The following is a 16,976-nucleotide window of genomic DNA, read 5'->3' on the forward strand; positions in this document are numbered from 1 at the left end:
AGGGCGCCGGCCAGGGTCAGGTCCCGCAGTCCGGCGGCGCCGAGGCCGCCGAGCGCGGTGGCGAGGTCCGCGGTGAACGTGGAGTTCTCCTTGTCGAGCCAGGGCCCGGCGACGGTGCGGACCGTCTCGGAGCGGTCGACGAGCGCGTCCAGGCCGCGGGCGGTGCCGACGGCGCCGGCGATCTTGTCGAGCAGGACGTTCTCCCCGCCGACGATGTCGATGCGGGCGTTCTCCAGACCGGTGGCGAGGACGGTGGCCTGCGCCTCGGCGACCTGCCGCTGCGCGTCGATCCCGGCGAGCCGTATCTCCTTCTCGTTGGCCAGCCGCAGCCGGTACTCCTCGTGCTCCCGGCTCGCCGCGTCGAGGGCGGCCATCGCGGCGGCCTTCTCGGTCAGTCCGGCGGCCTCGGCCTTGAGCTTCTCGCCGATGGCGACGGCGTCGGCGAGGGCCTGCTCCCTGGTGCCCTCGGCCTCGGCCAGGGCCCTGGCGCGGGCGCCCTCCGCCTCGGCGCGCAGCCGTGCCCCGACGGCCTCGGCCTCGGCGCGCCCGGCGGCCTCGGTGGCCCGGGCGCCGCGCTCGCGGACCTCCGCCTCGGCAAGGCCGGCGGCCGCGGCCTCGGCCTTGATGCCCTCGGCGAGGCGCACCTTGGCCTGGGCGTCGAGTTCGGCGGTCTTGTGGCGGGTCTCGGCGAGGGTCATCTCCTCGGCCGCCCGGTGGGCGGCGGCCTGTTCGGCGGCCTCGGCGGCCTTGATGTCCTTGACGAGCCGCTGCTGGGCCTCCGCCTCGGCGCGGATGACCATGGCGCGGCGCTCCCGCTCGGCCTCCTCGACGGTGCGCAGCTTCTTGATCTCCTCCTCCTGGGCGGCGACGGTCTTCTCGACGGCGATGCGCTCGCGGACGACGTCGGCGATCTCCCGCTTCTCCGCCTCGACCTCCTTGTCGGCGGCGATCCGCGTCAGCTCCGTCTCCCGTTCGCGGGCGATGACCTCCAGCAGCCGGTCCTTCTCGATGCGTTCGGTCTCGATGGCGAGGACCCGCTCGCGGTTCTTCGCGGCCACCGCGATCTCGCGTTCGCGGTTCTCGTTCTGGACGCCGAGCGCCTCCTCGGTCTTGAGGTGCGCGGCGTGCGAGCGCAGCCGCTCCTCGGCCTGGACGCGGGCGGTCTCGGCCTCCTCGCGGGCCCGGACGATCTCGATCTCCCGCTTCTGCTTGATCTCCGCGTCGGCCTGGCGTCGCTGGAGTTCGAGGACGGCCTCGCGGGCCTCGACGTTCTGGCGGGTGATCTCCTTCTCCTCGTTGCGCTGGTACTCGTTGGTGCGGACGTGCTCGATCGCGGTCAGTTCGGTGATCTTGCGGATGCCCTGGGCGTCGAGGATGTTGTCGCCGTCCAGCTGCGCCAGCGGGGTCTGCTCCAGGTAGTCGATGGCCGCGTCCTCCAGGCTGTAGCCGTTGAGGTCGGTGCCGATGACCGCGATGATGCGGTCGCGGAACTCGTCGCGCTTGGTGTAGAGGTCCTGGAAGTCGAGCTGCTTGCCGACGGTCTTGAGCGCCTCGCTGAACTTCGCGTTGAACAGCGCCTGGAGGGTCGCGTCGTGGCTGGCGCGTTCGGTGCCGATCGCCTGGGCGACCTTGACGACGTCCTCACGTGTCTTGTTGACGCGGACGAAGAAGGCGATACGGATGTCGGCGCGGATGTTGTCCTTGCAGATCAGGCCCTCGTTGCCGGTGCGGCCGATCTCGATGGTCTTCACCGAGATGTCCATGACCTCGGCCTTGTGCAGCACGGGGAGGACCACGGCGCCGGTGAAGGTGACGTCGACCTTGCGGTACTTGGAGACGATCAGTGCCTGGCCCTGGTGGACCTTGCGGTAGAGCCGGGTGACGGCGAGTACCGCCACCAGGACGACGAGCACGACGACGGCGATGGTCACGCCGATTCCTACGCTGATGGCATCCATCGGTGAATCCCTTTGTCGATAGGGGGATATGACGACGTGTCGAGCTGGCCCTGGGCGCGGTGTCGGTGCGCGCGGGGCGGCCGGCTCAGGCGGCGGGCCGGTGCGGGTCGAGGACCCCGTCGTAGGGCATGACCCGGAAGAACTCGCCGTCGGCGTCGTGGTCGAAGATGAGGGCGCTGCTGCCCGCGCGCAGTCCGGTCTCGTCGCTGCGCACCTGCACGATCGCGGCGGACCCGTCCTCGGCGTGCACCTCGGCCTGGCCGAAGTCGACGGTGACGGTGCCGGTGCGGATGACGCAGACGCGTCCGACGAAGTCGTCGCGGGAGGCGACCCGTTCAGGGGGCAGTACGCGGCGGGCCAGTCGGCCGGCGGCGCGGGTGCCGCCCCAGGCGGCGGCCAGCGCGAGGACCAGTGCGGCGGCCCGCAGCGATGGTTCCTCGGTCAGCGCGGCCCCGGCGAGGGTCACGAGCCAGGCGATCACAACGCCCAGCGACAGTGTGACCGTCAGCGGCAGACCGGCGGCACCGGCGTGGCCATCCTCACCCCCGTCGAGGATGTGCACACCGGCACCGCCGATCAGCACCAGCAGCCAGTACAGGACGACGACCAGCAGCGCGAAGCTGAACAACACCGCGGGAAATGCGAGTGCGGCGTGCAGGAAATCGCCCATGACCGTGCCCCCGTTGCCGTACCGACGCCGGCGCCTGCCGACGGGGACATCGTGGCAGCACATCCGGGGCCGGCACATTGCCAGATCCCGGCAATCTTTATGCGTTCCTGATGACCTGCTATCGCCGTACGAGGACCTCGAAGCGCCCTACGGGGCCCCGTTCCGCGGCCTTCGGCGGGCCGGGGAACGGGGGTGAGCGGGTGCGGGGACGGCCCCTTAGAGCGGCGTGTCCGGCCAGCCCATCACCCGGGCGCCCATCGCCGCGGTCTCCAGGGTGAAGCGTTGCAGCCCGTCGGCCGGGTCGTAGCCGGTGAGGAACTTGATGCGGTCCAGCCGGTAGGTCAGGGTGCGGACGCTGACGTTGAGCCGGCGGGCCGCCTCCGCGTTGACGTAACCGGCCGCCGCGCACGCCGACAGTGTCTCCAGCAGCGGCCCGGCGCCGCCCCGCGCCTCGGTCAGCGGCCCCAGCACCGTCCGTACGAGGTCGGCCATGGCGGCCCGGTCGCGCAGCAGGACGGGGAAGACCAGGAGGTCCGAGGCGCGCAGCACCGGGTCGGTCAGCTCCAGGTGCCCGGCGAGGTCCAGGGCGCCCAGCGCCTCCTCGTAGGAGCGCACCACGCCGCCCGCGCCGGAGTGCGGCCGGCCGATGGCCACCTTCCGGGCGCCGCCGTGGCCCGGCCCGCCGGTGCGGGCGCGGGCGGCGAAGGCGTCCAGTACGGCCCGTTCGCCGCTGGCGCCGACGCAGATCAGCCGGCCGTCCTTGGTGGCGATCAGCACATCGCGGTCGCCGAAGCGGCCCACCATCTCGCGCTCGACGCGCCGGGCGAGGGGGTGCACGTCGTCGAACGGTTCGTCCCCGACGGCGACGGCCACCGCGTGCTCCTCGGCGAGCCGCAGCCCGAAGCGTTCGGCGCGTTCGGCGAGCCGCCCCAGGTCGCTGCGCCCGTAGAGCAGGTCGTCGATGAACTCGCGGCGGGCGGCCTCCTCCTGGCGCACCGCCAGCCGCTGGGCACGCTCATGGCCCTCGCCGAGCGCGGAGATCGCCGCGCCGACGGCGGCGAGCAGCGCGTCGCCCGTCCTGGCCCGCTCGACGGCGCCGGCGGCCCGCGCCACGCCGGGCAGTGTGCCCCACAGCCTGCGGGTCTCGTCGAGATAGAGGTCGACGAGGTCGCGCAGGCCGTGCCCGGACTCGGCGGCCCGCTCCCCCAGGGCGCGCAGGGCGTCGAGTTCCGGGCGGCTGATGCGTCTGCCGGTGTCCGAGACCTCGCGGAGCAGGGTGCCGTAGCCGTCCAGGAAGTCGTCGGCTATGCCGGGCGGCGACACGTCGGCCTCGGGTGCGGTGCGCCGGCTCACCGGGTGTCCCCGCACACCGCCGCCCGCGCCTTTCGCCGGAGCACGGCATGCCGCGCTCCCCCGTGCAGACCCCTCACGTCATCCACTCCTCGCACGCTGATTGCCGGAACCCGGACACCGGGAACCCCTCAATCTTGCCGGATCCCGGCAGTCTGCGGACGCCGGCCCAGCAGTTCGCCCACTCCCTCCCGGGTGGCGACCAGCAGCACCCGGTCCTCGGGGCGCAGGACGTAGCCGTCACCGAGGTCCTGCACCAGGCGTGCCGGGCCGTGCTCCACGGGCCCTTCGCCACCGGGTGCCGAGGTGTCCACGGCCAGCACCCGCCACCGGCCGGGCCGCGTCACCTCGCCGACCGGGCGGCCCGCCAGCTCCGGGTGGCCGCGCGCCTCCAGGCGGGCGACCAGCAGCACCCGCCGCTCCACGGGTACGGCGCCGAGGATCTGACGGCCGATCATCGCCCCGGCGAAGGCGGGCGCGGCCAGGAAGCTGACGCTGCGGCTGCGGGTCAGGGCGCGGGGGTGCGCGGCGCGCAGGGTGCGGTAGACAGCGGTGGCGAACCGGTCGTCGTACAGCCGCAGCGTCACCCGCAGCCGGGGCGTGAGCGCCCGCGCGCACAGCGCGGCCTCCAGGTTGGTGCTGTCCGCACTCGTCAACGCGAGCAGCGTACGGGCCCGCCGGATCTTCGCGGCCTCCAGTACGTCCTCGTCGGTGACGTCACCCAATACGGTGGGTACGCGCAGCCGGCGGGCCAGTGCGATGCCGCGGGCCTCGGGGTCGGCCTCCACGCACACCACGGGGATGCGCATCTCGTGCAGCCGGGCCAGTACCCGGGTGCCGACCTTGCCCAGTCCCAGCAGCACCACGTGTCCGGACAGTCCGCGCGGCGGACGCCGCAGCGCCGAGGCACTGCGGAAGGTGCCCAGCGCCTCCAGGACGGCGGCGAGCAGCACCGGCAGCATCAGCAGCCCCGTCAGTCCGGAGAGAAGTTGCAGCACCTTGCGGGAGAGGGGTTCGTCCAGCGCCGGGTCGTCGATGGCGAACAGGTCGAGCAGGGTGATGTACGCGGCGTGCAGCGGGGAGCCGCCCGCGACGAGCCAGGACGCGACGGCGAGCGCCAGCACGGCGCCGACGAAACCGGCGAGCGACCAGCGCAGCCGGCGGGAGAACAGCGAGCCGAGCGGGGCGCCGCGGCCGCGCAGCACCTTGCCGGGGACCGGCCGTCCCCGGTAGGAGACGGTCTCCAGGACGAGGGTGCTGCGTCCGGCGGCCGCCGCGACCGCCGTGTCGTCGGGCAGCAGCACCGGCCCCTCGTCACCCCCGGAGGGCGCGTCGGGGGCGTCGGACGGCGGGGAGAGCAGTGCCAGGGTGCCCAGGGAGGGCCGGTCCGCGTGGTCGGGTGCGCGTTCGACGGCGCGCAGCAGCAGTCCGTCGGCCTCCACGACCTTGCTGGTCCCGGAGACGGCGGTGGCCGCGAGGGCGGGTGCCACGGTGTCGGCGTCGGACAGCACCGTCGTTGAGGCGTCCGCGACCGTGCCGCCGCTCTCCCGGGCGGTGACGGCCGCGGCCTGGTCCAGCAGCTCCGCCAGTTGGAGGCCGAGCTTGCGGTTGTAGAGGCGGATGACCAGGCGGATACGGGGGTTGAGGCGGCGGGCGCGCAGCGCCGCGTGGATGTTGGTCTCGTCGTCGTCATGGACCAGCGCCAGCGCGGCGGCCTCGCCGATCCGCGCGGCGGTCAGCGCCTCGTCGTCGGGCCGGGGCGCCTCCAGGACCCGCAGGGGGCCGCCGTCGCCGGGCGGCCCGTCGGGTACGGAAGGGGAGCGGACGACGGCGGCCGAGACGCGTTCCCACAGGGCGGTGGCCCGGCCCAGTCCGCGGGGTGCGGGGATGCGGGGCCGGTCCGGTTCCCGGGCGGAGGGCAGGACGAGGAGGACCCGTTCGCCGTAGACGTCGCGGAGTTCGACGGCGATCCGGTGGGCGAGGGCGTCGTCGCCGCAGACCACCATGTGCGGGGCGGATGGCTCCTGTTGGGACTGATGTGGCAGGTTGGACACGCGTCGTAGCGTGCCGTATCACCGGCCGCCGCCGCACCCGGTTCGCGGCACTCCGGGAGCCGCGCGCAGTCCCTTCCCCCCGCAGGCCCCTCGGCCCCCTCCGGAACGCTCGCTCACCGTCACCACGCGGGCACGGCGCGGTCCGGCACGGAGCTTGGCACCCTCGGATGCGGGCAGCGCGGGCCGGGCGGCTTAAGCTCGTTCCCAGGCACCGCCGTACGCGGTTCGCCTCGTTGTTGCCCGGCAGGCGGAGAAAGAAGAGTGAGCAGGGTGTTCGTGCAGGTCGGCGGGATGACCAGGACTGCGGGGTAGGTGCAGGTGCACATCGTCATCATGGGGTGCGGGCGCGTCGGCTCCGCGCTCGCGCAGACCCTGGAGAGCCAGGGGCACACCATCGCCGTGGTCGACCAGGACCCGACCGCGTTCCGCCGCCTGGGCTCCTCCTTCGGCGGGCGCCGGGTCACCGGCGTCGGCTTCGACCAGGACACCCTGCGCGAGGCCGGCATCGAGGAGGCGGGCGCCTTCGCCGCCGTCTCCAGCGGCGACAACTCCAACATCATCGCCGCCCGGGTCGCCCGCGAGATGTTCGGCGTGGAGAACGTCGCGGCCCGCATCTACGACCCCCGGCGCGCCGAGGTCTACCAGCGGCTGGGCATCCCCACCGTCGCCACGGTCCGCTGGACCGCCGACCAGATGCTGCGCCGGCTGCTGCCGTCGGGCGCCGAACCGCTGTGGCGCGACCCCAGCGGCGGCGTCCAGCTCGCCGAGGTGCACACCTCCCCGGCCTGGGTCGGCCACAAGATCAGCAAGCTGCAGGAGGAGACGGGCGTCCGCGTCGCCTTCCTCACCCGATTGGGTGAGGCGATGCTGCCGACCTCGCAGACGGTGCTCCAGGAGGGCGACCTGGTGCACGTGATGATGCGCACCGACGACGTCGAAGCGGTCGAGGCCGCGTTCGCCGAAGGTCCCGAGGAGGCCGGCGCATGAGGGTCGCGATTGCCGGAGCAGGCGCGGTGGGCCGTTCCATCGCGGGCGAACTGCTGGAGAACGGGCACGAGATCCTGCTCATCGACAAGGCGCCCACCGCCATCTCCGTCGAGCGGGTGCCGCTCGCCGAGTGGCTGCTGGCCGACGCCTGCGAGATCACCTCGCTGGACGAGGCAGCCCTCCAGCGCTGCAACGTCGTCATCGCGGCGACCGGCGACGACAAGGTCAACCTCGTCGTGTCGCTGCTCGCCAAGACGGAGTACGGCGTGCCGCGGGTCGTCGCCCGCGTCAACAACCCCAAGAACGAGTGGCTGTTCAACGAGGCGTGGGGCGTCGATGTCGCGGTGTCCACCCCGCGGCTGATGTCCGCGCTGGTCGAGGAGGCGGTGAGCGTCGGCGACCTGGTCCGGCTGCTGCGCTTCAGCCACGGCGACGCCAATCTCGTCGAGCTGACGCTTCCGCCGGAGGCCGCGCTGGCGGGCACCCGCGTGGGGGACGTCGCCTGGCCCGAGGACACCTCGCTGGTCACCATCATCCGCGGCACCCGGGTGCTGACGCCCAACAAGGAGGACGCGCTGGAGGCCGGCGACGAGCTGCTGTTCGTGGCGGCCCAGTCGCGCGAGGAACAGCTGGAGGACCTGCTGTCGGTGCGCCGCGAGGAGCAGTGACCCCGTCATAGGTACGGGAAAACGGTGAGGGCCCGGGAACCGTGTGGTTCCCGGGCCCTCGTCCGTACGGTGTCAGCGGCGGTGGCGTCCGCCCTCCGCGGGCGGCCGGACCGAGGCGCCCGCACCGGACGCCTCCCGCTCGCGCTCCCGCGCCCTCTCGGCCTCCTGCTCCGCCCGTTCCCGCGCCTCCATCTCCGCGAACACGTCGATGGGTGGCGGCGCCTTCGCCAGGAACACCCAGGTCAGGTAGACGGCCAGCAGGAACGGCGGGATCTTCAGCGCGATCAGCACCCAGCCGAGGTGGGTGGTGTCCGCCCACCAGTACAGCGGGAAGAGGATCGCGCACTTGGCGAGGAGGATCAGCCCCCACGCCCAGCTGGCCTTGGCGTACGCCGTCCGCCGGCCGGGGTTGCGGGTGCGCCAGGAGAGGTTCTCCTTGAACACCGGGCCCAGGATCAGGCCGATCAGCGGCACCCCAGCCAGCGTCGTGACGATGTACGCAAGCGCCAGCCCGAGGGTGTAGAGCATGCCCGGCAGGTAGAAGTCCTTGGCGTTGCCGGTCATCATCGCGAAGACGACGCCGAACGCGACACCGAAGACGCCGCCGAAGGCGTGCTTGACGGTGTCCTTGCGGACCAGGCGGACGGCGGCGAGCACCAGGGACACCGCGAGCGCGGCGATCGCCGAGACGTGCAGGTCCTTGTTCACCGTGAAGATCGCGACGAACAGCAGACCCGGCAGCACCGTCTCCACCATGCCGCGGACCCCGCCGAACGCCTCGAACAGCGCCGCCTCCGTCACGGCCTTGCTGTCGGTGTCCCCCGAGGGGCCGGGCCCGTCACCGTCCGGGGCTGCGGGCGGCGGGGCGTGCGGGGAAGGGTCGGTGGTCGGTCGGTCGTAAGACGTCACCGGCTACTCCTGTCCGAGCGGTCGGAGTTCGTACTTCGGATTGAAGAGCACCCGGCGCCCGTGGCTCATCGAGATCCGGCCCGAGGCGATGAGCTTGCGGCCCGGCTCGATGCCCACGATGGAGCGGCGGCCCAGCCACACCACGTCGAGGGCGGCGGAACCGTCGAACAGCTCCGCCTCCAGCGCGGGCACCCCGGCACGCGGCCGCAGCGTCACATGCCGCAGGGTGCCGGTGACCTTCACGATCTGGCGGTCGTCACAGTCGCATATCCGGGTGCAGCCCGTCGCCTCCGTGTCCTCGCGCAGCTCGGCGGTCTGCAGCTCCTCCTCGGAGGACGACAGCCTGTCGAGCAGCCGGCGGAAGCGGCCGGCCGGCTTCTCGGATCGCGTACCAGCACTCATGCGTCCAGCGTACCGGTGCACGCGGCCCTGATCACGGCCCGTGCACGGCCGCCCGGAAGCGGCCCGGACGGGCCCCGGCCGCCCGCCCGCCGTCACTTCTCGAAGCGGTAGCCCATGCCCGGCTCGGTGATGAAGTGGCGCGGGTGCGAGGGGTCGCCCTCCAGCTTGCGGCGCAGCTGGGCCATGTAGACCCGCAGATAGTTGGTCTCCTTGCCGTACGACGGCCCCCACACCTCCTGGAGCAGCTGCTTCTGGCTCACCAGCCGGCCCGCGTTGCGCACCAGCACCTCCAGCAGATGCCACTCCGTGGGCGTCAGCCGGATGTCACGGCCGTCGCGGTTGACCTTCTTCGCGGCCAGGTCGACGGTGAACCCGTCGGTCTCCACGACCACCGGCGCCTCGGCCGGACCGGTCGGCTCCGCGCGCCGCACCGCCGCCCGCAACCGCGCCAGCAGCTCGTCCATGCCGAACGGCTTGGTGACGTAGTCGTCCGCGCCCGCGTCCAGCGCCTCGACCTTCTCGTCGGACGTCTGCCGGGCGGACAGCACCAGGATCGGCACCCGCGTCCAGCCCCGCAGTCCCTTGATCACGTCCACGCCGTCCATGTCGGGCAGGCCCAGGTCCAGGACGACGACGTCGGGGTGGCGGGCGGCGGCGAGCCGGAGGGCGGTGGCACCGTCGGGTGCGGCGTCGACCTCGTACTTGCGCGCCTTCAGGTTGATCACGAGGGCGCGGACGATCTGCGGCTCGTCATCGACCACAAGCACCCGGTTCACTGGCGTTCTCCTCGTGGTGTCGGTGTCCGGCGGACGGGGCCCGCCCGACGGGGTCTCGGTGCGGCGCTCATGAGGTCGCCTGGGCCGGCAGACCGGGCCGGGCCGGCGGCCGCCCGGCCGCGGCGCGCAGCGTGAGCACCATCGTCATCCCGCCGCCCGGGGTGTCCTCCGCGGCGAGCGTGCCGCCCATCGCCTCCGCGAAACCACGGGCCACGGCCAGCCCGAGGCCCACCCCCGCGCCGCGCGGCGCGTCCCCGTAGCGCTGGAACGGCTCGAAGATCCGGTCCTTCGCATCGTCCGGCACCCCGGGCCCGCGGTCGACGATCCGCAGCTCCACGCGGTCGCCGAGCGCGCTCGCAGCCACCAGCACCCCCTCGCCGTCCGGGCTGTACTTCACCGCGTTCTCGACGAGATTGGCGACCGCGCGCTCCAGCAGCCCGGGATCGACCGCGACGATCGGCAGCGCCTCGGGAATGTCCAGCAGCACACTGCCCTCCGGCACCCCGCCCAACGCCATCGGCACCACCTCGTCGAGGTCGGTCTCCCTTATCAGCGGGGTGACCGTCCCGGTCTGCAACCGGGACATGTCCAGCAGATTGCCGACCAGGTGGTCCAGCCGGTCCGCGCCCGCCTCGATACCGGCCAGCAGCTCGGCCTCGTCCTCCTCGGACCAGGCGACGTCGTCCGAGCGCAGGGAGGTGACGGACGCCTTGATGCCCGCCAGCGGCGTCCGCAGGTCGTGGCTGACCGCCGCGAGCAGCGCCGTCCTGATCCGGTTGCCCTCGGCCAGCTCCCGGGCCTGCGCGGCCTCCCCCATCAGCCGCTGGCGATCCAGGACGACGGCGGCCTGCGCGGCGAACGCGGCCAGCACCCGGCGGTCCTCGGCCGGCAGCACCCGCCCCCGCAGCGCCAGCGCCATGTGGTCGCTGACCGGCATGTCCACGTCCGCGTCCTCGGGACGCAGCAGGGGCGCGCCGTCGTCACCGCCCGCACGGCCCGCGCAGGTCCACGGATCGACGTCGCTGCGCCGCTCCAGCAGCGCGACGGTGTCCATCGCGAACGTCTCGCGCACCCGCTCCAGCAGCGCGTCCAGGCTCGTCTCCCCGCGCAGCACGCTGCCCGCGAGGAACGAGAGGATCTCCGACTCGGCGCGCAGCCGGGCGGCCTGGTGGGTGCGGCGGGCCGCGAGATCGACGACAGAGGCCACCGAGACCGCCACCGAGAAGAAGATCACTATGGCGAAGATGTTCTGCGGATCGCTGACCGTCAGGGTGTGGGTGGGCGGGGTGAAGTAGAAGTTCAGCAGCAGCGAACCGACCGCCGCCGACGCCAGCGCCGGCAACTGGCCGCCCAGCAGCGCGGCCACCACGGTCAGGAAGAGGAAGAGCAGGACATCGTTGGCGAGCCCCGGTCCGTCCTCCACGCTGGTGAGCAGCAGCGACAGCAGGGCGGGGGCGGCCACGCCGACCAGCCAGCCGGCGATGATCCGCGCCCGGCCCAGCCGCGCGCCACGGGCCACCGGCAGCCCGCGCCCCTTGGCCACCTCGTCGTGCGTGACGATGTGGACGTCGAGGTCGGGACCGGAGTCACGGGCGACGGTAACGCCGACGCCGGGCCCGAAGACGTACTGCCAGGTCTTGCGGCGGCTGGAGCCCAGGACGATCTGGGTGGCGTTCACCCCGCGGGCGAACTCCAGCAGGGCGGCCGGGATGTCGTCGCCGATGACGTGGTGAAACGTCCCGCCAAGATCCTCGACCAGGGTGCGCTGGACGGCGAGCTCCTTGGGGGAGGCGGACGTCAGCCCGTCGCTGCGGGCTATGTACACGGCCAGCACCTCACTGCCCGAGCCCTTGGCCGCCATCCGGGCGGCACGCCGGATGAGCGTCCGCCCCTCGGGCCCGCCCGTCAGACCGACGACAATGCGCTCACGCGCCTGCCAGGTGGAGCGGATGGAGTGCTCGGCGCGATATTGCTGAAGGTATTCGTCGACACGGTCGGCGACCCACAGCAGCGCCAACTCGCGCAGCGCCGTCAGATTGCCCGGCCGGAAGTAGTTGGAGAGCGCGGCGTCCACCTTGTCGGGTTGGTAGATGTTCCCGTGCGCCATGCGGCGGCGGAGTGCCTGTGGCGACATGTCGACAAGCTCGATCTGACCGGCCCGCCGCACCACCTCGTCCGGCACGGTCTCCCGCTGCCGTACGCCGGTTATCGACTCCACGACATCACCGAGTGACTCCAGATGCTGGATGTTGACGGTCGAGATCACATCGATCCCCGCCTCCAGCAGCTCCTCAATGTCCTGCCACCGCTTGGCGTTGCGCGAACCGGGGACATTGGTGTGCGCCAGTTCGTCGACGAGCGCCACGGCCGGACGGCGCGCCAGCACCGCGTCCACGTCCATCTCGGTGAAGACCGCGTCGCGGTAGTCCAGCTCACGACGGGGCAGCTGCTCCAGGCCGTGCAGCATGACCTCGGTCCGCGGCCTGCCGTGGTGCTCCACGAACCCCACGACCACGTCCGTGCCACGCTCCGCACGCCGGTGCGCCTCCGACAGCATCGCGTACGTCTTACCGACGCCCGGTGCCGCGCCGAGGTATATCCGTAGCTTGCCGCGTGCCATGGCCCCATTGTCTTACGTGAAGGCCGCCCCCACCGGGCTGGGCCTGACCCGACAGTACCGACCACGCACCCTGACAAAAGGGACGGTCGGGGAGTTCACGGCAGGTCTTGACGAGACCCTGATGGACCAAGGGGTCCACCCGTCCGGGTGACACCCGAAATTCCTCGCACCTCGTACGCCCCGGCTGCCAGCATGGCCCCATGACCGACCCACACCACTCCGGCCCCGACCTCACCGTCTGTCACACCGCCGACCTGCCCCCGGCCGCCCGCGACGCCGCCCGCACCCTCCTTGACGAAGCCTTCGACGGGCTGAGCCCCGAGGACTGGGAACACGCTCAGGGCGGGCTCCACGCCCTCCTCCACGAGAACGGAACCCTCATCGGGCACGCGTCCGTCGTCCAGCGCCGGCTGCTGCACGGCGGCCGGGCACTGCGCTGCGGCTACGTCGAAGGCGTGGCCGTCCGCGCGGACCGGCGCCGGCGCGGCCACGGCGCGGCCCTGATGGCGGCACTCGAACGCGTGGTGCGCGACGCCTACGACCTGGGCGCCCTCTGCGCCGCCGACGAGGCCGGCGCCTTCTACGCCTCCCGCGGCTGGCACCTGTGGCGCGGCCCCTCCTCGGCCCTCACTCCGGACGGCATCCGCCGCACCCCGGAGGAGGACGGTTCCCTGTACGTACTGCCCGGCGCCGCGCCGCTCGATCTGGACGGGACGCTGGTGTGCGACTGGCGGGAGGGGGACGTGTGGTGAGGGGCGGAGCGGTGGGCGCCTGATGGTGGGGGGGCGCCGGTCATGTATCGGGCGCGGTGTTCGGCGTGGGTCGGCGCGTCTCCGGGGGCGTGTGTCGACGTGGTGCGGGTGCCGGGCGCCGCGTCGTATTACCAGTGGGCGGGGTGGCTGAGGGACGACGGCAGCCTGGTCGCGGTGTCCCCTTTGGCCGCGTCGACCTGGGCCTGGGTGAGGAAGAGGCTTCCGGTGAGGTCGGCGCCGCTCAGCCGTGCGTCGCGGAGGTCCGCGCCGATCAGGTCGGCGGTCCGAAGGTCGGCCCCAGTGAGGTCAGCCGCGATCAGGTAGGCGCCGCGCAGGTTGGCGCCTCGTAGATCGGCGCCGCGAAGCCTGGCCCCGATGAGGTCAGCGCCGCGGTGATTCTTCTTGCGGCCCGGTACACCGGCCCGCACCATCTCGCTGACACGCAACAGCAACGCATTGACGTCCCCGCGTACCGCCGCCACATCCGTCGCGGCCAACTCCGCGGCGCTGCCCTGGGTGAGACGGTCGGTGGCGTCGAGTGCGCGGCGCAGCTCCTCGCGCAAACTGCGGGCCCGGGGCAGCGCCAGGGCCTCGGTCAAGTACCAGAGAAGTTCGTGGAGTTGCCGCATCACGGGGAACACCTCGAACATCCGGCGCGCGGTGCGCGGGTCCTGCCGCCAGTCCCGCCCGCCGAACGTCTTCTGCGAGACCTTCTGCCCGGCGCCGAAGCAGTCGAAGACGGTGCAGCCGGCGAAGCCCCGCTCGCGGAGCTCGGTGTGGATACCGCAACGGAAGTCCGTACGAAGGTTGGTGCACGGACGCCCGGCGTCCTTGCCGACCGCGAAGTCAGCCGATGCCGCGAAGGGAAGCGCGACACAGCACAGCGCGAAACAGTTGGCACAGTCCGCGCGCAGCGCGTGGCCGCCGCCGGAGGGCGCTTCGCCGGGGGTGGGGACTCCCTGTCTCTGGGACACGTGCTCGTACTCCTGCCACAGGGGACGCGGCTGAGTGCCGTGTCCTGGTCGGGGTTCATTGTCCCTTTGCTCTCCCCCCGGGGGGCCTCCCCCTCCCCCACCCCACCCCTCCCGCCCCACGCCCCACCGCCTCCTCACACAGAGCCATCACTGCGCCCCGCAGTCCCCCCATCGCCCGTCGCCCCCGCACCGCGCCACTCCACGCCGACCACTCCGCGCGCCAGCCCTACCCGCCCCTCCTCACACTTCTCCCGCAGTGCTACACGCTCGGATCCCCCACGACTCGCTCACTCACCGCACCACGGCCGCTCCCGCTCCCTCTCCACACCGTGCTCCTCCCCATCGCACCGCACCCCACCACACCCGCCCCTCCCTGCTGGCACCCTCCGTCCACCACTCACCTCACCCCTCCTCCGTGATCACCCCGTCGTTCAGGGCCAGGACGCGGTCGGCGAGGCCGAGGAGGTTGGCGTCGTGGGTTGCGACCAGGGCTGTGACGCCCTCGCTGCGGACGACCGCGCGCAGGAGTTCCATCACCTCCAGGCCCGTATCGGTGTCCAGTTGGCCTGTTGGCTCGTCCGCGATGAGCAGTGCCGGGCGGTTGGCGAGGGCGCGGGCGACGGCGACGCGCTGCTGCTGGCCGCCGGAGAGTTCGCCGGGGCGCTGCTCGGCATGGTCGGCGAGGCCGACGAGGGACAGCAGCAGTGCGACACGTTCCTCCCGTTCCCTCGGTGGGACGTTGTTGAGGCGCAGGGGTATGCCGACGTTCTCGGCGGCGCTGAGGATCGGTATGAGGCCGAAGGTCTGGAACACGAAGCCGATGCGGTCACGGCGCATGGCCAGCAGGTCGTTCTCGTCCAGTTCCGCCAAGGCCGTGCCGTCGACGGTGATCCGGCCGGAGTCGGGGGTGTCCAGGCCGCCGACGAGGTTGAGCAGGGTGGTTTTTCCGGAGCCGGATCTGCCGCGCAGGGCGACCAGTTCGCCACGGGGGACGGTGCACGACACCCCGCGCAGGGCGTGCACGGCGTGCGCCCCGGTTCCGTAACTGCGGTGCAGGTCCTCGACGACGACCATCGGCCCGTCCGTCGGTCCGGGCACCGTAGCCGTCCCTGCTCTCGCGGCAGTGCCGGCCGGGGTACCGTCGGCCGTCTCCGTCGTCTCCCCTGCTCCGCCCAGTTGCGCGCCCGCAGGCCGGCCGTTGCCACTCCCCGCCCGCCTGCTCCCGCCGTCCGCGTCCGTCATGTCGGTTCCCCCTTCGTTCCCGTCATCACCGTTTCCGGCGACGCCTCACGCGATCCCCCACAAGACGTGCAGCCGGACCTCGTGCGGCACCACGCCCTGCCGGCGCCCGAGGCCCCGTCCTCCCGCCGCCGCTACCGCCGTTCCGTCGGACGGTTGCCGCAACCCCGTCGCCCCCTTCGCGCCCGCAGTTCGTCGCTCCGGCCCCGTTCCGCCTTACGGCATCGGCCGGTTGCGTCAGTATGCGGAGCGCGCGCCGGACCCGGCAACGCCTGTGGATAACTCCCGGCGACCCGCACCGAACGGGCCGGCGGTGCACCTCGCCGCACCAAGACAGCAGCCCGTCGCCCCGGCACAGCGAAGCACACCGCCGCGAAAGCCCCCGGACAGCACACCACCGCGGTGACCCACACCTACCGGCGTGGGCCACCGCAGTTCCGGCACAGCATCACCGGTGCCTGCGCACCGCTTCCCGCAGTGCGACGTTCAGCTCCAGGACGTTCACCCGGGGTTCGCCCATGAATCCCAGGACGCGTCCCGTCGTGTGGTCGGTGACCAGTTGGTCGACGGTGCGGGTGGGGAGGCTGTTCTCGCGGGCGACCCGGGGGGCCTGGAGATGGGCGTAGGCGGGTGAGATGTCGGGGTCGAGTCCGGAGCCGGAGGAGGTCACGGCGTCCGGCGGGACCTGCGACGGGCGGACGCCGTAGGTGGTGGCGACCCACTTCTTGCGCTGTTCCACGGAGTCGGTGAGCCGGGTGTTGGTGGCGCCCAGGTTGGTGGCGCCGGAGACCTGGAGGTCGTACCGGGTGTTGACGCCGTTGTCGCGGTTGCTGCCGAGCCCGTCGGAGGGGCGGGGCTGGAAGTAGCGCAGGTCCGGGACGGGCTTGCCGTGGGCGTCGTGGCCCTTGTCGTAGCGCTGGCCGAGGAGGGCGGAGCCGACGGGCCGTCCCTGGTCGCGGATCTCGGACCCGTTGGCCTTGTCGTGGAAGGCGGCTTGGGCGACGCCGGTGACGGCGAGGGGGTAGAGGACGCCGCAGACCACGGTGAGGACGAGCAGGGCGCGCAGTCCCGCGGTGAGGAGCCGGGCGCCGTTGCGGAGGGAGTTGTTCATGGCGGTCACCCGATTCCGGGGATCAGGGAGATGAGGAGGTCGATGAGTTTGATGCCGATGAAGGGGGCGATGAGGCCGCCGAGGCCGAAGACGGTCAAGTTGCGGCGGAGCAGGCGGTCGGCGCTGACGGGCCGGTAACGCACGCCCTTCAGGGCGAGGGGGACCAGCGCGACGATGATCAGCGCGTTGAAGATGATCGCGGACAGGATGGCGGAGTGGGGGCTGGACAGCCTCATGATGTTGAGGGTGTCGAGGCCGGGGTAGGCGACGGCGAACATCGCGGGAATGATCGCGAAGTACTTCGCGACGTCGTTGGCGATGGAGAACGTGGTCAGCGCGCCCCGGGTGATCAGGAGTTGCTTGCCGATCTCCACGATCTCGATGAGCTTCGTGGGGTTGGAGTCGAGGTCCACCATGTTCCCGGCCTCCTTCGCGGCCGAGGTCCCGGTGTTCATCGCCACGCCGACATCCGCCTGCGCCAGCGCCGGGGCGTCGTTCGTCCCGTC

Annotated in this window: 14 protein-coding genes and 1 pseudogene; 3 read left to right on the forward strand and 12 right to left on the reverse strand. The window is 72.4% G+C overall.

Features of this window, described 5'->3' with window-relative positions; all coding sequences use genetic code 11:
• The 4 genes from AC51EU_RS16075 to AC51EU_RS16090 form a co-directional block, all read right to left on the reverse strand.
• Positions 1-1,958, reverse strand: a 1,958-nt coding sequence (locus AC51EU_RS16075) for a flotillin family protein (protein ID WP_496267618.1), incomplete at its 3' end; no start/stop codon positions are given.
• A gap of 85 nt (positions 1,959-2,043) precedes the next feature.
• Entirely contained in the window at positions 2,044-2,628 is a 585-nt protein-coding gene (locus AC51EU_RS16080) for a hypothetical protein (RefSeq protein ID WP_496267619.1), read from the reverse strand.
• Positions 2,629-2,844: 216 nt separating this feature from the next.
• Positions 2,845-3,951, reverse strand: coding sequence for a PucR family transcriptional regulator (locus AC51EU_RS16085; RefSeq protein WP_496267628.1), 1,107 nt, complete (start codon positions 3,949-3,951; stop codon positions 2,845-2,847).
• Between the two features lie 158 nt (positions 3,952-4,109).
• On the reverse strand, positions 4,110-5,984 hold the full coding sequence (locus tag AC51EU_RS16090; protein WP_496267629.1) for an NAD-binding protein: 1,875 nt from the start codon (positions 5,982-5,984) through the stop codon (positions 4,110-4,112).
• 366 nt (positions 5,985-6,350) lie between these two features.
• Between AC51EU_RS16090 and AC51EU_RS16095 the strand changes: the two genes are divergently transcribed.
• Positions 6,351-7,019, forward strand: a complete 669-nt coding sequence (locus AC51EU_RS16095) for a potassium channel family protein (RefSeq protein ID WP_496267630.1) — start codon at positions 6,351-6,353, stop codon at positions 7,017-7,019.
• Positions 7,016-7,687: a potassium channel family protein gene (locus AC51EU_RS16100; RefSeq protein WP_496267620.1), complete on the forward strand. Its 672-nt coding sequence runs from the start codon at positions 7,016-7,018 to the stop codon at positions 7,685-7,687. The genes AC51EU_RS16095 and AC51EU_RS16100 overlap by 4 nt, the downstream gene beginning before the upstream one ends.
• A 72-nt stretch (positions 7,688-7,759) precedes the next feature.
• On the opposite strand, the gene AC51EU_RS16105 is transcribed toward AC51EU_RS16100, so the two are convergent.
• The 4 genes from AC51EU_RS16105 to AC51EU_RS16120 form a co-directional block, all read right to left on the reverse strand.
• Positions 7,760-8,596: a DUF3159 domain-containing protein gene (locus tag AC51EU_RS16105; protein ID WP_496267621.1), complete on the reverse strand. Its 837-nt coding sequence runs from the start codon at positions 8,594-8,596 to the stop codon at positions 7,760-7,762.
• Between the two features lie 3 nt (positions 8,597-8,599).
• Complete coding sequence (locus AC51EU_RS16110; protein ID WP_496267622.1) at positions 8,600-8,998, reverse strand: OB-fold nucleic acid binding domain-containing protein; 399 nt, start codon at positions 8,996-8,998, stop codon at positions 8,600-8,602.
• A gap of 92 nt (positions 8,999-9,090) precedes the next feature.
• The gene (locus AC51EU_RS16115; RefSeq protein ID WP_496267623.1) at positions 9,091-9,774 is read right to left on the reverse strand and encodes a response regulator; all 684 of its coding nucleotides are present in this window, start codon (positions 9,772-9,774) and stop codon (positions 9,091-9,093) included.
• 67 nt (positions 9,775-9,841) lie between these two features.
• The gene (locus AC51EU_RS16120) at positions 9,842-12,394 is read right to left on the reverse strand and encodes an ATP-binding protein (protein WP_496267624.1); all 2,553 of its coding nucleotides are present in this window, start codon (positions 12,392-12,394) and stop codon (positions 9,842-9,844) included.
• 200 nt (positions 12,395-12,594) lie between these two features.
• On the opposite strand from AC51EU_RS16120, the gene AC51EU_RS16125 reads away from it, so the two are divergent.
• Positions 12,595-13,146 (forward strand): GNAT family N-acetyltransferase, encoded by a 552-nt coding sequence (locus tag AC51EU_RS16125; protein ID WP_496267625.1) that lies wholly within the window; start codon positions 12,595-12,597, stop codon positions 13,144-13,146.
• Between the two features lie 128 nt (positions 13,147-13,274).
• Here the strand turns inward: AC51EU_RS16125 and AC51EU_RS16130 are convergent, their stop codons facing one another.
• The 4 genes and pseudogenes from AC51EU_RS16130 to AC51EU_RS16145 form a co-directional block, all read right to left on the reverse strand.
• A complete protein-coding gene (locus AC51EU_RS16130) occupies positions 13,275-14,120 on the reverse strand; it encodes a pentapeptide repeat-containing protein (protein ID WP_496267626.1) in 846 nt (281 codons plus the stop codon).
• A gap of 402 nt (positions 14,121-14,522) precedes the next feature.
• On the reverse strand, positions 14,523-15,194 hold the full coding sequence (locus tag AC51EU_RS16135) for an ABC transporter ATP-binding protein (protein ID WP_496267631.1): 672 nt from the start codon (positions 15,192-15,194) through the stop codon (positions 14,523-14,525).
• Between the two features lie 613 nt (positions 15,195-15,807).
• Complete coding sequence (kdpC, locus tag AC51EU_RS16140) at positions 15,808-16,470, reverse strand: potassium-transporting ATPase subunit KdpC (RefSeq protein ID WP_496267627.1); 663 nt, start codon at positions 16,468-16,470, stop codon at positions 15,808-15,810.
• 5 nt (positions 16,471-16,475) lie between these two features.
• A pseudogene (locus AC51EU_RS16145) lies at positions 16,476-16,976 on the reverse strand (potassium-transporting ATPase subunit B); the annotation flags it as partial.

Source organism: Candidatus Streptomyces philanthi (genome assembly GCF_059553635.1).

What these genes read in the sequence shown, in the direction of transcription:
- AC51EU_RS16080 (WP_496267619.1), bottom strand. Translation starts at nt 2,628, where the DNA reads ATGGGCGATTTCCTGCACGCCGCACTCGCATTTCCCGCGGTGTTGTTC.
- AC51EU_RS16090 (WP_496267629.1), bottom strand. Translation starts at nt 5,984, where the DNA reads ATGGTGGTCTGCGGCGACGACGCCCTCGCCCACCGGATCGCCGTCGAA.
- AC51EU_RS16100 (WP_496267620.1), top strand. Translation starts at nt 7,016, where the DNA reads ATGAGGGTCGCGATTGCCGGAGCAGGCGCGGTGGGCCGTTCCATCGCG.
- AC51EU_RS16110 (WP_496267622.1), bottom strand. Translation starts at nt 8,998, where the DNA reads ATGAGTGCTGGTACGCGATCCGAGAAGCCGGCCGGCCGCTTCCGCCGG.
- AC51EU_RS16120 (WP_496267624.1), bottom strand. Translation starts at nt 12,394, where the DNA reads ATGGCACGCGGCAAGCTACGGATATACCTCGGCGCGGCACCGGGCGTC.
- AC51EU_RS16125 (WP_496267625.1), top strand. Translation starts at nt 12,595, where the DNA reads ATGACCGACCCACACCACTCCGGCCCCGACCTCACCGTCTGTCACACC.
- AC51EU_RS16135 (WP_496267631.1), bottom strand. Translation starts at nt 15,194, where the DNA reads ATGGTCGTCGTCGAGGACCTGCACCGCAGTTACGGAACCGGGGCGCAC.
- kdpC (WP_496267627.1), bottom strand. Translation starts at nt 16,470, where the DNA reads ATGAACAACTCCCTCCGCAACGGCGCCCGGCTCCTCACCGCGGGACTG.